At 65.6% G+C, this 14,128-nt stretch carries 11 protein-coding genes; 6 read left to right on the top strand and 5 right to left on the bottom strand.

Annotated elements, in window-relative coordinates; translation table 11 throughout:
• Positions 1-72 precede the first annotated feature (72 nt).
• Entirely contained in the window at positions 73-2,928 is a 2,856-nt protein-coding gene (locus tag JQ635_RS11735; RefSeq protein WP_211410018.1) for an ATP-binding protein, read from the bottom strand.
• Between the two features lie 446 nt (positions 2,929-3,374).
• Between JQ635_RS11735 and JQ635_RS11730 the strand changes: the two genes are divergently transcribed.
• From JQ635_RS11730 to msrA, 5 genes are all read left to right on the top strand, one after another.
• Positions 3,375-4,064, top strand: coding sequence for a VOC family protein (locus JQ635_RS11730; protein ID WP_211410017.1), 690 nt, complete (start codon positions 3,375-3,377; stop codon positions 4,062-4,064).
• A gap of 131 nt (positions 4,065-4,195) precedes the next feature.
• The gene (locus tag JQ635_RS11725) at positions 4,196-5,044 is read left to right on the top strand and encodes an enoyl-CoA hydratase/isomerase family protein (protein WP_211410016.1); all 849 of its coding nucleotides are present in this window, start codon (positions 4,196-4,198) and stop codon (positions 5,042-5,044) included.
• 209 nt (positions 5,045-5,253) lie between these two features.
• Positions 5,254-5,676, top strand: coding sequence for an OsmC family protein (locus tag JQ635_RS11720; RefSeq protein ID WP_211410015.1), 423 nt, complete (start codon positions 5,254-5,256; stop codon positions 5,674-5,676).
• A gap of 81 nt (positions 5,677-5,757) precedes the next feature.
• Positions 5,758-6,153 (top strand): cupin domain-containing protein, encoded by a 396-nt coding sequence (locus tag JQ635_RS11715; protein WP_246583459.1) that lies wholly within the window; start codon positions 5,758-5,760, stop codon positions 6,151-6,153.
• A 29-nt stretch (positions 6,154-6,182) separates the two neighbouring features.
• Positions 6,183-6,698, top strand: a complete 516-nt coding sequence (gene msrA / locus JQ635_RS11710) for a peptide-methionine (S)-S-oxide reductase MsrA (RefSeq protein ID WP_211410013.1) — start codon at positions 6,183-6,185, stop codon at positions 6,696-6,698.
• A gap of 17 nt (positions 6,699-6,715) precedes the next feature.
• Here msrA and JQ635_RS11705 read toward each other — a convergent pair whose 3' ends face one another.
• The gene (locus tag JQ635_RS11705) at positions 6,716-9,553 is read right to left on the bottom strand and encodes an ATP-binding protein (RefSeq protein WP_211410012.1); all 2,838 of its coding nucleotides are present in this window, start codon (positions 9,551-9,553) and stop codon (positions 6,716-6,718) included.
• Positions 9,554-9,848: 295 nt separating this feature from the next.
• Here JQ635_RS11705 and JQ635_RS11700 point away from each other — a divergent pair, with 295 nt between their 5' ends.
• Positions 9,849-10,838 carry a Bug family tripartite tricarboxylate transporter substrate binding protein gene (locus JQ635_RS11700; protein ID WP_211410011.1) on the top strand — a complete coding sequence of 330 codons (990 nt, stop codon included), beginning with the start codon at positions 9,849-9,851 and terminating at the stop codon, positions 10,836-10,838.
• A gap of 6 nt (positions 10,839-10,844) precedes the next feature.
• On the opposite strand, the gene JQ635_RS11695 is transcribed toward JQ635_RS11700, so the two are convergent.
• Genes JQ635_RS11695 through JQ635_RS11685 form a run of 3 tightly spaced genes read right to left on the bottom strand, consistent with a single transcriptional unit; the run spans position 10,845 to position 14,068 of the window.
• Positions 10,845-11,981: an MFS transporter gene (locus JQ635_RS11695; protein WP_211410010.1), complete on the bottom strand. Its 1,137-nt coding sequence runs from the start codon at positions 11,979-11,981 to the stop codon at positions 10,845-10,847.
• Between the two features lie 57 nt (positions 11,982-12,038).
• The gene (locus tag JQ635_RS11690; protein ID WP_211410009.1) at positions 12,039-13,358 is read right to left on the bottom strand and encodes an ATP-binding protein; all 1,320 of its coding nucleotides are present in this window, start codon (positions 13,356-13,358) and stop codon (positions 12,039-12,041) included.
• Positions 13,355-14,068, bottom strand: a complete 714-nt coding sequence (locus JQ635_RS11685) for a response regulator (protein ID WP_211410008.1) — start codon at positions 14,066-14,068, stop codon at positions 13,355-13,357. The genes JQ635_RS11690 and JQ635_RS11685 overlap by 4 nt, the downstream gene beginning before the upstream one ends.
• Positions 14,069-14,128: the final 60 nt, after the last annotated feature.

Below are 14,128 nucleotides of genomic sequence, written 5' to 3'. Positions count from 1 at the left end.
TGCGGCTTGGCGTGTTAGAAGTTGTTAGGAGTTGCGAGCCGGGATTTGGGTGGTATCCCGTTGAAGACGCTGTTAATTCAGCGCGCCGAGCAGTCCCGTTGCGGCGACCAGATCACGAGTCGCGAGGCCTTCCTGGTAGCGCGCCACGAGCGGGGCGAGCAGGTCGCGTGCGTCGCGGGCTTTTCCGGCCTGGTGCCAGATGCGGCCGAGGCTGATCGCTCCGCGAAGCTCCCAGCTGAGAGCGCATTGTCGGCGCGACAGATCGAGCGATTTGCGCAAGCAGCTTTCGGCCTCCGCCGCGTTGCCCGATCGGGCCAGGATGTCCCCCTTGACCCTGAGCATCTCCGGCATGTCGAAGGATTCGCCGTGATCGGGAATCTGGGCGATGGCCTCATTGATTGTGCGCAAGGCCTCGCCGGTCTGGTTCTGCGCCGCGAGGCCCTCCGCGAGTGCGGTCGCAAACACCGTCGTCATGATCCGGTGCCGCGTTGCATGGAGGGTGGCCTGGCTGCGGCGAAGATGCTCGATGCCGCCGGCAAGATCGCCGCGGCGCAGCAGCAGCTCGCCCTTCTGGCCGATCCCGACCGCACGATACGGACCAAGGGAGTGCCGCGCCGAATGATCGATCAGCCGCTCTATCAAGGTTTCGGCATTGGCCCAGTCGCCGACCCAGAGGAACACGTAGATGGTCCAGATCAGGGAAATGCCGAGTGTCAGCGGCTGTTCGAGCAGCTCGGCCTCGCGCACCGTGTATCTGGCCGCCTCGATGGCGCGATCGGGCCGGCCGGTGAGCCAGAGCCCGCGCGCCAGCGCCACCAGCGCGACGATGCGGTCGTCATAGCCGAGATGTCCGATATTTTGCCGCTGCGAGCCCGGATTGTGCACCATCGCGCTCTCGCAGAGCTGCACGGCCTTGTCCTGGTTGCCGATCAGATGATGTGCGACGCCGAGCATCCATTCCACGTTCAGCGTGGCGGCGGGATCGTTCAGCTTGCGCGCAACACTCTCGCCATCGACGCTGGTGCCGAGCGCGCCGTGAAAATCTCCGACCCTGGTCAGGTAGATGTGCAGGCCGCGCAGCAGCCAGAGCTGCCAGTGCAAATCCTCGAGCTCGCGGGCAAGCTGCAGGCTGCGCGTGAAAGCGGCGCAGACCGCCTCCGTATTTCCTTGCGTGAACATCACGGAGACGCCGAGCGCGGCCTGCAGCGTCATCTCCTGGCGAGCGTCCACTGTGCCGGTATCGGAAGCAGCCAGCGCCTGCTGCGTCCAGCGAAGACACTCGGTCAGCAATGTCAGCTCGAGGAAGAACTGGGCGGCCGAAGCTGCGAGATCGACTCCCATTGTCCGGTCGCCACTGTCCGAAAAGCTCCAGGTCAGCGCGGCCCGGACATTGGGCAAATGGTCCGCATAGGGCAGGAAACCACCCGTCGTCTGCAGCCCCGAGGATTTGAGCGCGATGTCGCGCAGGACATCGCGGAAATATTCGGCGTGTGCACGCGCTACGCGCTCCGCTTCCCCGTTCTCGACGAGCTTGTCGCCGACGAAGGTGCGGGTGGTATCGAGCAGACGGTAGCGCAGCCGCCGCTCCGCAGGCGAGGTTGCGATCAGTGATTTGGAGAGCAGGTTCGAGATCGCCTCGACCGCCTCGGCTTCGCCGATACCCTGGCAGGACGCAACGGTCAGCGCGGCTTCCAGCGTGAACGGCCCGACGAAAACCGACAATCCGCGCAACGTCGCGCTTTCGGCTTCTGGCAGCAGATCATAGCTCCAGGCCAGCGCGGCGCTCAGGGTCTGGTGCCGCGGGATCGCGGTCCGCCGTCCGCGCCACAGCAGCGAGAAGCGGCTGTCGAGCAGCGACGCAGTCCCGGCGATGCCATAGGCATTGACGCGTCCGGCCGCGAGCTCGATCGCGAGCGCGATGCCGTCCAGCCGCCGGCAGATTTCAGCGACGAGCGGCGCGTCCTCCTCGCTGAGCTCGAACTCGCTCAGGCTCTCGGCAATACGTTCCACAAAGAGCTGGCTTGCAGGATAGGCAAGAATGTCGGCAATGCCGAGCCCGTCGCGTTCGGGTGGGCAATCCAGCGGAAATAGCCGATGCACGCGCTCGCCTTCGGTGCGAAAGGACTCGCGGCTGGTGGCGAGAACGTGCAGCTCGCTTGCCTCCTGGACGAGGCGCTCGGCCAGCGGCGCGAGGTCGTCGAGGATGTGCTCGCAGCTGTCGAACAGCAGCAGCGTGCGCCGGCTGCGCAGGAAAGTCAGCAGGCTGGGTATCGGATCGTCGGAATTGACCGTCAAGCCGAGGGCGGCCGCGATCGTTCCGGGAATGAGGCGGGCATCGGTGAGCGCGCCGAAATCGACGAAGCACACCTGGCCGTGGAAGGCGTCCAGCTCGCGATGCGCGACGGCGAGTGCGACCGAGGTCTTGCCGATCCCGCCGGGGCCGACGATGGAGACGAAGCGATGCACGGCGAGCTCGGCGGAAATCTTCGCGATGGCATCGTCCCGCCCGATCATCCGCGCAAGTGGTGATGGCAGCGCGTGGGGCGAAGCGACTGGGCTGGCCCGGCCGTCCGAAGCAGCAGCGCGGAGCAGCGGGGCAGCGAAGCAATAGCCGCGTCCGGGCACGTTGACGACGTAGCGCGAGCCTTCGCCGGCATCGCCCAGGGCCTTGTCATTCAAGGCCTTGCGCAGCGTCGTGACGTGGAAGCGCAGGCTGCCTTCGTCGACGTTCACGCCGGACCACACCTGCTTGATCAACTCCCGCTTGTCCACGACTTCACCGGCGCGTTCGGCGAGAACGATCAGGATGTCGAGCGCGCGGCCGCCGAGATGAAGCGGAACACCGTCCTTCTCCAGCAGCCGCGACTTTGCAAACAGCCGGAATGGCCCGAAGGAGATTGCCGAATCCTGGTCGTTAGTGTCCGGCACGAGCCAATGGTTCCAATGAAGGGGATGCTGTCTGCAACTTTGGTCTAGCAGAACGATATTGCGAGTAAACTGGTCGAAAGTGGCGAAACGGCGTGGCGACCGCCGGAGCGCCCCGAGAATAACACTCGCAAATTTTGCTTAAACGCGAACGGCTTATCACGCGCCCGCGACAATTCGTCAGTGTGCTTGACCGTCGCGACGACAGTCTCCGCCGCCTGATTGCGACGCCGCCGATCATAACAGAATCTTGCAACGTCTAACGAGCAAATCGCAGGCGGCGTATCCACTATGGCTTCCGAGCTGCGTGCTATTGCAACGGAGAGGCCATCATGTCTGCCATCGGCTCGATGCCGAACGACAGTGCCGTTCGATCGCAATGCGGGTGACCATCGTGATGCCGGCCGCCGCTTGAAAGACAGCCTCAACTCACACCACGGGAGTTCGATATGGCCACACTCGAAATCGACAGCGACGCCGCGGCAAAGTCTTCGAAATCGCATCACGTCGATCTGAAGCTCGAAGTCGTCGTCATCCCGGTCTCCGACGTCGACCGTACCAAGGCGTTCTATGCGCGGCTCGGCTGGCGACTGGACGCCGATTTCGCCCCGGGCGACGACTGGCGCGTGATCCAGTTCACGCCGCCGGGTTCTGCCTGCTCGGTGATCTTCGGCAGGAATGTCACCGCAGCCGCGCCTGGCTCGGCGCGAGGTCTGTACCTGATCGTTTCCGATCTGGAGGCCGCGCGGAAGGATCTGCTCGACCGCGGCATTGACGTCAGCGAACCCTTTCACGGTGCCGGCGATGTTCATGCAGGTCCCGATGAGCCGTATCTGTTCGGTAGCGTTCGCGTCAGCGGCGCTGACCCGAAGCGTGGCAGCTACCGCTCATTCGCCTCGTTCAGCGACCCCGACGGCAATGGTTGGCTGTTCCAGGAGGTCACGACACGATTGCCCGGACGCATCGAGGCAGACGACACGACATTTGCGTCGCAAACTGATCTCGCCGCGGCGCTGCGCCGCGCCTCAGTGGCGCATGGCGAGCACGAGAAGCGCACCGGCGGTCACGACGAGAACTGGGCGGACTGGTACGCCGACTACATCGTGCGCGAGCAGGCCGGTCAGGAGCTGCCAACCTGAAGCAGCTGCATTCTGTTCTCTGCGGAAGTGCGCACCGCGTCCCGTCCCCTGCGCAAGTCGATCTGAGCTGAGCACGGCTCGCGCCTTCCGCACGTCTCTGTCCCTTCGAAACGCATAGCAGGAGCCAAATCATGAACCGTCCCGACCCCATCGTCACCACCGCAGACATCCGCCTGGAGCGCCGCCTGCCGTCATACTGGCGAGTGACCTTCGACATGCCGCCGGTGAACATCTTTGGCCCGAAACAGCTTCCGCTGCTGAATGACATCATCACCGCGATCGAGACCGACCCGCAGGTGAAGGTCGTCGTATTCGACAGCGCCGTCGAAGGCTTCTTCATTACGCATTACGACTTCCTGGCTCCGCTGGAGGACTCCTTGAACATCCCGCCCGGTCGGACCGGACTGCAGGCGCTGCCGGACATGTTGGTGCGCCTCAGCCGCGCGCCGGTCGTCTCGATCGCCTCGATCCGCGGCCGCGCGACCGGCGTCGGCAGCGAGGTCGCGCTTGCGAGCGACATGCGTTTTGCCAGCCGCGAGAAGGCGATCCTGTCGCAATGGGAGGTCGGCGCAGGTCTCGTGCCCGGCGGCGGGCCGATGGCGCGGTTGCCGCGTCTGATGGGCCGCGGCCGCGCGCTTGAAGTGCTGCTCGGGGCCGATGACATCCACGGCGATCTCGCCGAGCGCTACGGTTATGTCAATCGTTCGCTGCCAGATGCCGAGCTCGACGGTTTCGTCGAGGCGCTCGCCATGCGCATCGCCTCGTTCGACAAGGAGGCCATCGCCGAGACCAAGCGCCTCGTCGATGTCGCGAGCCTGCCGCCGGATGGCGAGATCAAGCCGGAATGGGACGCGTTCCTGGCCGCGCTCGGCCGCCCCGCAAGCCAGAGTCGCATCAAGGCGCTGATGGCGCGCGGCTTCCACCGCGCCGGCGACGTGGAGAGCCGGCTCGGTTTTCACGTCGGGCAGATTGGTAACTAGAGCGTTTTCGAGCGAAGTGGATACCGGTTCGCGCCAAGAAAACGCGTCAACTAAGAAATCCTGAGCCCGTTCCGAAACCATCGGAACGGGCTCAGGCGGAACCGCTGCGGTGCTCGACCGGTTGGGAGGGCAGGCGGTCACGCCGAAGTCGCGTTCCACCGGTACGGAGCGCCGGGGCTTGAACACAAACACAAACAAGGAGAACTGAGATGATCCGCAAGGCAACAGCAGTCTGGAAGGGCACTGGTCGCGATGGCACAGGCCAGCTGTCGAGCGAATCCGGCGTGCTGGCCGGGACGGCTTATTCGTTCAAGACGCGTTTTGAGAACGAGAAGGGCACCAATCCCGAGGAATTGATCGCCGCGGCCCATGCCGGCTGTTTCACCATGGCGCTCGCCTTCGGCCTTCAGCTCGCCGGTTTCACGCCGGACGAGCTCTCGACGGAAGCTGCCGTCACGCTCGAGCCGGAAGGCAAGGGTTTCAAGATCAGCAAATCGGCGCTGACCTTGCGCGCGAAAGTGCCGAACCTGGACGAAGCAGGTTTCGCCAAGATCGCGGGCGAAGCCGAGAAGAATTGCCCGGTGTCGAAGGTGCTCAACGCCGCGATCACGCTCGACGCCAAATTGACTTGAGGCAACACAGGGAAGGCGGCCATGTCTCGTCAAGATCTGCCCCGAGAGCATCAGCCGGACGAAGACAGGTTTCGAGCAATCTTGCCCGAGGACATCGCATGGCAGCCGTTCCCGGCATTTCCTCCGGGCGCGCGCCTTGCGGTCATGGTCGGCCATCCCGCCGAGCCCGGACCCTATTTGGTCCGGGTGAAGGTGCCAGGCGGCACCAGGCTGATGCCGCACAAGCATCCGGAAGACCGCATCTACACGGTGATGTCGGGCGTGTTCTACATGGGGCTCGGCGAGCGCTTTGATGGCGACAAGGTGAAGGCCTATCCGCCGGGCAGCGTCATCGTACTGCCCGGCGAAACATGGCATTATCACTGGGCGAAATCCGGTGAATATGTCACGCAGGTTTCCGCCATTGGTCCGCTGGGCCTCGAATATCACGACGACCACGATGATCCGCGCTTGCATCCGGCCCCGGACAAGCGCTGAGTATCTCGACGAAACGAATGGAGCATCAGATGACGACTGAGCGCGCAGTTTTGGCCGGAGGCTGTTTCTGGGGCATGCAGGATCTCATCCGCAGGCAGCCGGGCGTGATCGCCACCCGCGTCGGCTACACCGGCGGCCACGTGAAGAACGCGACCTACCGCAATCACGAAGGCCACGCCGAAGCGATCGAGATCATCTTCAATCCGGCGAAGACGAGCTTCCGGACCATGCTGGAGTTCTTCTTCCAGATCCATGATCCCACGACGCTCAACCGCCAGGGCAATGATCTCGGCACGAGCTACCGTTCCGCGATCTTCTACACCAGCGACGAGCAGAAGCGGATTGCCGAAGACACCATCGCCGACGTCGAGGCCTCCGGCCTGTGGCCCGGCAAGGTGGTGACCGAGATCGCGCCCGCAGGCGAGTTCTGGGAAGCCGAGCCCGAGCATCAGGATTATCTCGAACGCTATCCGGACGGCTACACCTGCCACTTCATTCGGCCCGACTGGAAGCTGCCGCGCCGCGCGGTGGCGGCGGGAGGTTAGCGCAGATCAGCGCGCGGTCAGTTCCGCAGTTGCGCCATCAAATCGCGCGCGCTGCGGATATCGGCGATGCCAGCACCCTCGGTGAATGACCCCGAGACATTCCTGAGAACGGCCAGAGCCTCTGCCGTCTGGCCGGCCCAGATCATGAGCCGCGCGAGGCTGATCGCGCAGCGCAATTCCCAGAAGCGAGCGCCCTGCCGGACGGCCATGTCCATGGCGTCGCGAAAGTGCGCTTCGGCGCCCTCCGAGTTCTGCGCGCTCCTGTGCATCAACTCTCCCTTGATGCGGATCAGCTCCGGCAGATACCACAGTTCCTGCCGGTCATTGCAGCGGGTCAGGGCGTCCTCGATCACGTCGAGGCCGCGGTCGACCTGGTCGGCCTCAAGAAAGCCTGCGGCGAGCTCGCCGAGCAGGGGAAGGAAGCGCGGCAGGAAGCGCGCATCGCCGGCGCGGTTGAGCTCCTCGCGCAGCAGCGGCAGGCCGGTCGTGACGTCGCCGCGCCTGGCGATCACCGCCGCATTGAAGGCCCGTGCCCACAGTCCCCACAGCCGGATCGCGTGCCGCTCGGTATGCTCGAGCAGCTCGGTGCCATGGCGTTCCGCAGCCTCGAAATCGCCGGCCCAGAAGGCGATCGGGCAGGCAGCCTGTCCCAGCACGCTGCAGAAGGTCAGGGCGTGGCCGTTGGCGCGGCCCTCCTCGATATTTCTGGCGGCGAGCGCCTGGGCCTGGTCGGCGAGGCCTTGCAGCCACAGGATGCGGGCGCGGAAATATTGCGTGGATATTCTCAGGTCGAGCGGGAAGATCTTGGGCTTCTCCGCCAGCACATGCAGCGATGCGTGCACCCGGTCGATGCGCAGCCGTGCGTCGTTCTGGTCGCCGAGATAATGCAACGCCACGGCCGTCAGCCGGTCGCCCAGCATCACATCGGTCCTGTCGGGAGAGTTCGAGGCCGCGTTCGCAAAACGATCGGCGAACACACGCGCCTTGCCGAACTGCCCGTTGTTGAACTGATCGATGCACAGGCCCCAGAGGGCGCGCAGCCGGAAGTCCTTGTCGTCGAGCCTGTCGGCGAGCTCGAGCGTCGTCTCCAGGATCGGGCGCGCCTCGCGCGCGCGGCCCTCGCCATACATCAGCGACCAGCCGAGTGCCGACAACAGCTGCATGCGGATACGGTCGTCGCCGGTGTCGCCGAGCGCCGCCAGTGCCGTCCTGGATCGTTCGCGGCATTCGGCGAACAGGGACAGCCGCACCCACAGCGTGACCGCGGCCGCCGTCAGCGCGATTCCCAGCTCGGCGTCGCCGTCGGGCGCGAAAGCCCAGTCGAGCGCTGCGCGCACATTGTCCAGCTCCGCGCCATAGATGCCGAGCCATTCCGGCAGCGGCGTCGACGTGTCGGCCTCCGCATGCGCGAAGAAATCGCGAAAATGCTCGGCATGACGGCGTGCGAACTGGCTGGTTTCGCCGAGCGCGCTGAGCTTTCCATGCGCGTAGGCCCGCGTCGTGTCGAGCAGGCGATAGCGCAGCGTCCGCGAGCCGGACGGCGAGATCAGCGACTTGGTGACCAGGCTGTCGATGGCCTCCAGCGTTTCCGATGCGCTGAGGCCGTCACCGGATGCAACCGCGGCAGCCGCCTCCGGCGCGAAAGGCCCGGCGAACACCGAGAGCCGGCGCAGGGTCGCGCTCTCGGCCGCAGGCAGCAGGTCGTAGCTCCAGTCGAGTGCGGCGGCGAGGGTCTGGTGCCGCGGCACAGCGGTGCGCCGGCCGCGCCATTGCAGCGAGAAGCGGCTGTCGAGGAGCGAGGCGGTGCCGGCGATGCCGTAGGCATTGACGCGCCCCGCCGCGAGCTCGATCGCCAGCGCAATGCCGTCGAGGCGCCGACAAATGCTCGCGACCAGCGGCGCATCGTCCGCGCTGAGCTGGAACGGGCCGGAGCTCTGCGCGATGCGTTCGACGAAGAGCTGGGCGGCGGGATAGGCGAGCACCTCGGCGACATCGAGCCCTTCGCGCTCGGGCGGACAATCCAGCGGGAACAGCCGGAAGATGCGCTCGCCTTCGCTGCGGAACGATTCGCGGGTGGTTGCGAGCACGCGAACCTGTGGTGCCTCGCGCACGATGTGCTCGACGAGCGGGGCCAGATTGTCCAGCACATGTTCGCAGCTGTCGAGGATCAGCAGCGCCGGGCCGACCTTGAGGAACGTCAGCAGGGCCGGCGTCGGATTCTCAGCGCTGATGGTCAGGCCGAGCGCGGAGGCAATGGTGGTTGCGACGTGGCTGGCATCCCGGAGCGGGCCGAAGTCGACGAAGAAGACGCGCCCGCGAAAATCCTCGGCGCGGCGATGCCCGACAGCGATGGCGACGGCCGTCTTGCCGATGCCGCCCGGGCCGACCAGGGTCATGAAGCGATGGAGCGAGAGTCCGTTCGATATCTTTTCGACGACCTCCTCCCGTCCGACCATTTTGGAGAGCGGCGCGGGGAGGGCGCGGGGAGGCAGGATGTCGATGGTCGGCTGCGCGGCGGGCGAGGCCGGCGGGGCGAGCGAGGCGACGAAGCAATAGCCGCGGCCGGGCACGTTGACGACATAGCGCGCCGACTTGCCGGTGTCGCCGAGCGCCTTGCGCAGCGCTGCGACATGGAAGCGCAGGCTTCCCTCATCGACATTGACGTCGGCCCAGATGCGCTTGACCAGCTCTCTCTTGTCGACGACTTCACCGGGCCGCTCGGACAGAAAGATGAGGATGTCGAGCGCGCGGCCGCCGACATGGAGCGGCACGCCCTCCTTCTCCAAGAGCCGGGACTTTGGAAACAGTCGAAATGGCCCAAATGAAATGGACGAGTCTTCGCTACGATCTGGCACGCGCCATTACCCCCGCGACGGGAGTCAAAAGGTATTCATTTGTGGTCTATCAGAACGAACCGTACAGTAAACTGGCCGAAAGCAGTGGGCAGGGCCGGCAGCCCTGCGTGGACCGCGTGGGTCGGCCGCCTTCCGAAATATTGTTTTAAAAGTAACGGGTTAGAGCGCACGACATGGCCGTGACGCCGCCGCATAGTCCGGACGGAGCATTGACGTCGGTCGCCGATTGCTGCGATGGGATCGTCCGGAGCCGGTCTCGCCTCGGGCCGTGACCAACCGCTTCCGGAATTCGGGCATGCCTTCCTTCTCGCGGCGACACTTCGTCCATGCATTACCGGCGGCGGCGGTGCTCGCGGTGATTCCGCGCATCGGGCACACCGCCGATTATCCCTCTCGTCCCATTCGACTGGTGATTCCCTATGGGGCGGGCGGATCTGGCGATCAGATCGGGCGTCCCTGGGCGGAGAAGATGTCGTCGCTGCTCGGACCCGTCTTCATCGAAAACATCACCGGTGCGGGCGGCGCGATCGGGACAACGGCGGTCGCGCGCGAGAAGCCCGACGGCTACTCGCTGCTGCTCGGAAACGACAGCACGCAGGCGGCCATTCCGCTGCTGTCGCAAAACCCGTCCTATGCGATGGACGATTTCCGCGCCATCTGCCGCCTCATCACCAGCGCGCTTGTTTTCGTTGTCCATCCGTCGGTGCCCGTCACAAATCTGCCCGAACTGATTGCCTACGCGAAAGCCAATCCGGGAAAGCTGTCCTACGGGACACCCGGTATCGGCAGCGGAAATCATCTCGTCGGCGAAGCCTTCAAGCTGCAGGCGGGCGGGCTGGACATCGTCCATGTCCCGTATCGCGGCATCGCGCAGGCCAGCAACGACCTCCTCGCCGGCCAGATCCCCCTCATCATCGCCGTGATGTCGGTGCAATTGCAGCAGTGGCGCGAGGCCGGCAAGATCCGGATGATCGCGGTCGCGACCGAAAAGCGGCTGAGCGTGGCTCCCGATATCCCGACCGCCATCGAATCCGGCATGCCGGGCCTGCGCTATGACGGCTGGTTCGGCCTGTTCGCGCCCCGGCAGACCGACGATGCGATCATCGACCGGATCGCGCAGGCGACGCGCATCGCCATGGCCGACAAGGCGATGCAGGCCAATTATCGCGCCGAGGGCATGGAGCCAGACAGCGACTCGAATCCGGCCGAATTCCAGCGCCTCGTCGAGGCGACTTCGGCGAGCCTGGCGCGCATGATCAAATCGATCGGGCTGGAGAGGTTTTGAGACGACTCACGCGGGGCGCGTGACGATGCGCGCCGACAATGTGACCAGGCACATCAGCGCGGCCAGCAGCCAGAACGCCGTCGGCAATCCGCCAAGGCGGGCGACGAAGCCGACGCCGGCAGGACCTATGAGGATGCCGGCATAGCCGGCGGTCGTGATCGCGGCGACGGCGAGCCCCGTTGGCATCACCGTCTGCCAGGCTGCGCGGCGGAACAGCACCGGCACGAGGTTCGATGCGCCGAGGCCGATCAGCAGGAAGCCGGCCATCGCAACCGCCGCGATGGGCGCTGTGAGCAGCACTGCGAAGCCCGCGATCGCGATGAGACTGCCCCAGAATAATGTCGCGCGATCTCCGATGCGCGCGACGACGGCGTCGCCGCCGAGCCGCCCGATCGTCATCGCGATCGAGAACACGATGTAGCCGGTCCCGCCTTGCGCCTCCGGGACGAGGCCCGCGCCGATCACGAGCAGCGCGCCCCAATCCAGCATCGCGCCTTCGACGAGGAAGGTGATGGCGCCGAGCAGCGCGAGCAGGAGCACGGAGCCGTGCGGCAGCACCAGGAGCGGCCCGTCCTGCACCTGCACGGAGCGAAGCAGCCGGGGCGACGTCACCATCATCGCGATCAGCATCAGGACGGAGCAGATCAGCGTGCAAGCGAGCGCGCCGAGCCGCAAGGAGAGCAGCACGGTCATCAACGCCGATCCGGCAAAACCTCCGATGCTGAACAGCGCGTGGAAACCGGACATCAGCGGGCGCCCCGCGGCGCGCTCCACTTCCACCGCATGGATGTTCATGGCGACGTCGATCGAGCCGAGCGCGGCGCCGAATGCGATCAGCGCCAGTGCCAGTGATGCGGGCGTACTCGCGATAGCCAGCAGCGGCAGTACCAGTGCGAGACCAAGCCCGCCGGCGATAATGATCGGCCTGCTGCCGTAGCGTGCGCTCATGATGCCGGTCAGCAGCATTGCTGCGACCGAGCCGATGCCGAGGCTGAGCAGGAGCAGCCCGAGCACGCCGTCGTCGACGCCGAGCCGCGTCTTCGCGAACGGCACCAGCGGCGCCCAGCACGCCATGCCGAAGCCCGCGACAAGGAAGGCAAGCCGAGTCGCAAGGCGTGTCGCCGGCCGGTCGGCGGAAGACATCGGAGCTCCGGGAGCAGAGTACAGGGAGGAGCGACAAGCCCGACGATTGCCGCGACTTTATGGCCGGCGTGCCTCGCCAGTCTTGGCGAGCTGCAGGCGGACGCGCAGGCCTTTTGGCGCGTTGTCGAGCAGCTGAAGGGTTCCGTCATGTGCGGTCACGATCGCCTGCGCGATCGACAGGCCGAGACCAAAGCCGGCCGTCTCGTCCATGGTGCGGGCCTCCTCGCCGCGCACGAAGGGCTCCAGCATCGCCGCTTTGCTTTCATCGGGGATGCCTGGTCCGTTATCGGACACGTCGATAACGAGATGATCTCCCGCCGTCAACAAAGTGACCTCGATTTCGGTTCCGAAGCGCGTTGCGTTCTGGACGAGGTTGGTGACGGCGCGGATGATCTCGTCCGGCCGCAGGACGAAGGCGGCGCGGGCGGGGCCGGAATAGGACACCGCATGGCCGCAATCGGAAAACTGCTCGCAGACCATCTGCAGCAACGCCGCGACATCCACCAGTGTCGGCTTCACCGGGCTTTCACTGCGCAGCAATGAGAGCACGGATTCAAGCATCGACTGCATCTGGTCGAGGTCGCGCACGGTCTGCGTGCGCTGTGCCGGATCCTCGATATATTCCGAACGCAGCCGCAATCGCGTGATTGGCGTGCGCAAATCGTGGCTGATGGCCGCGAGCATGCGGGTCCTGTCGTTCATCAGCGCGGTGATGCGTTCGCGCATCCGGTTCAGCGCTCTGGCCGCGGCCCTGATCTCCTCCGGCCCGTTCTCCGGCAACGGCGGCGAGGCCCGGTTCAGGCTGAAATTCTCCGCCGCGCGCGCAAAGGCCGACAGCGGCGAGGACAGCGCGCGGCCGGCCCAGACGCCGAGCAGCGTGACGCTCGCCACCAGGAACAGCAGCGTCGAGGTCCAGAGGCCGCTGACGAAGGCCGGTATTTGGGGCAATCCCATCGTCGCTTCGAGCACGTCGTCTTTGGCGAGGTAGAACCAGACGCGATTATCTTCCGCGCCGGTGCCACGAATGAGCTCGGCCCGGCCGCCGAGCGCGGACGGGATGGGCAGGGGTGTCCGCGCCGGCAGCGGCGTAACGGAAAGGGAAACACTGTCCCGCAATTGCAGCTTGAGCGCCGGAAAGGTCCGGCTGATGCTGTCGAGGACGACAGCGCGTTCCGCCTTGGGTGTGTTGGTGATGATCCGCGCGATCAGCTCGAACTGCTCGACTGGCGTGTCGGTCAGCAGCTTCGGCCGGTTGAGCAGGAAATATCCGGCGATCGAGAGGTGGATCAGGATCAGCGAGACCAGGATCAGGGCGGCGATCTGGCCGCTGATCCGCCTGAAGCTGAACAGCGTCAGGATGTCGGCGGCGCGGCTCATGCTTCCTCCACCCTTGGTGTGAACACGTAGCCGCCGGTGCGGATGGTCTTGATCATGGAGGTGTCTTCGCTGCGGTCGAGCTTGCGGCGCAGACGGCTGACGAGCACGTCGATGCTGCGGCCGAAACTTCCGCCGGGGCGGCCGCGCGTCATGTTCAGCAGGCTGTCGCGAGCGAGAACGCGGCCGGCGCGCTCGCAGAAGGCTTGCAGCAGGTCGAACTCGGCGCTGGTCAGCGGCACCTGCGCGCCTTCAGGATCGCGCAATTCGCGCAGCCGCAGATCGATGGTCCAGCCCTGGAACTTCAGCCGCGTCGCGGTGGAGGCCGCCGTGAGACCGCTCGCGTGCCTGCGCAGCACCGCGTTGATCCTGGCGAGCAGCTCGCGCGGATTGAACGGCTTCGGGAGATAGTCGTCGGCGCCCATTTCGAGGCCGAGGATGCGGTCGAGATCCTCTCCCTTCGCGGTGAGGATGATGATCGGCGTCGTCGATTCCATCCGCAGCCGGCGGCAGAGGCTGAGGCCGTCCTCGCCCGGCAGCATCAGGTCGAGCACGATCAGATCGGCCCGGCTCTGCGCGAGGTGGCGGTCCATCTCCTTGCCGTTGGTGACGGCGCTGACCGCGAACGAATGCTCGCGCAGATAGCGCGAGATGAGATCGCGGGTCGGCTGATCGTCCTCGACGATCAGGATGTTGGGCGTGCCGTTGGTCATGATTGAGATCGCATCGGGGGCGCCGATCGTTGGTCGATTTGCGGACGATTGTCTCGTCCG

The sequence above is a fragment of the Bradyrhizobium iriomotense genome (assembly GCF_018130765.1).
In the GTDB taxonomy this organism is placed as follows: Bacteria; Pseudomonadota; Alphaproteobacteria; order Rhizobiales; family Xanthobacteraceae; genus Bradyrhizobium; species Bradyrhizobium iriomotense_A.
Note: the sequence above shows the minus strand (reverse complement) of the source record. Positions and strands in the feature narration are given on the sequence as shown.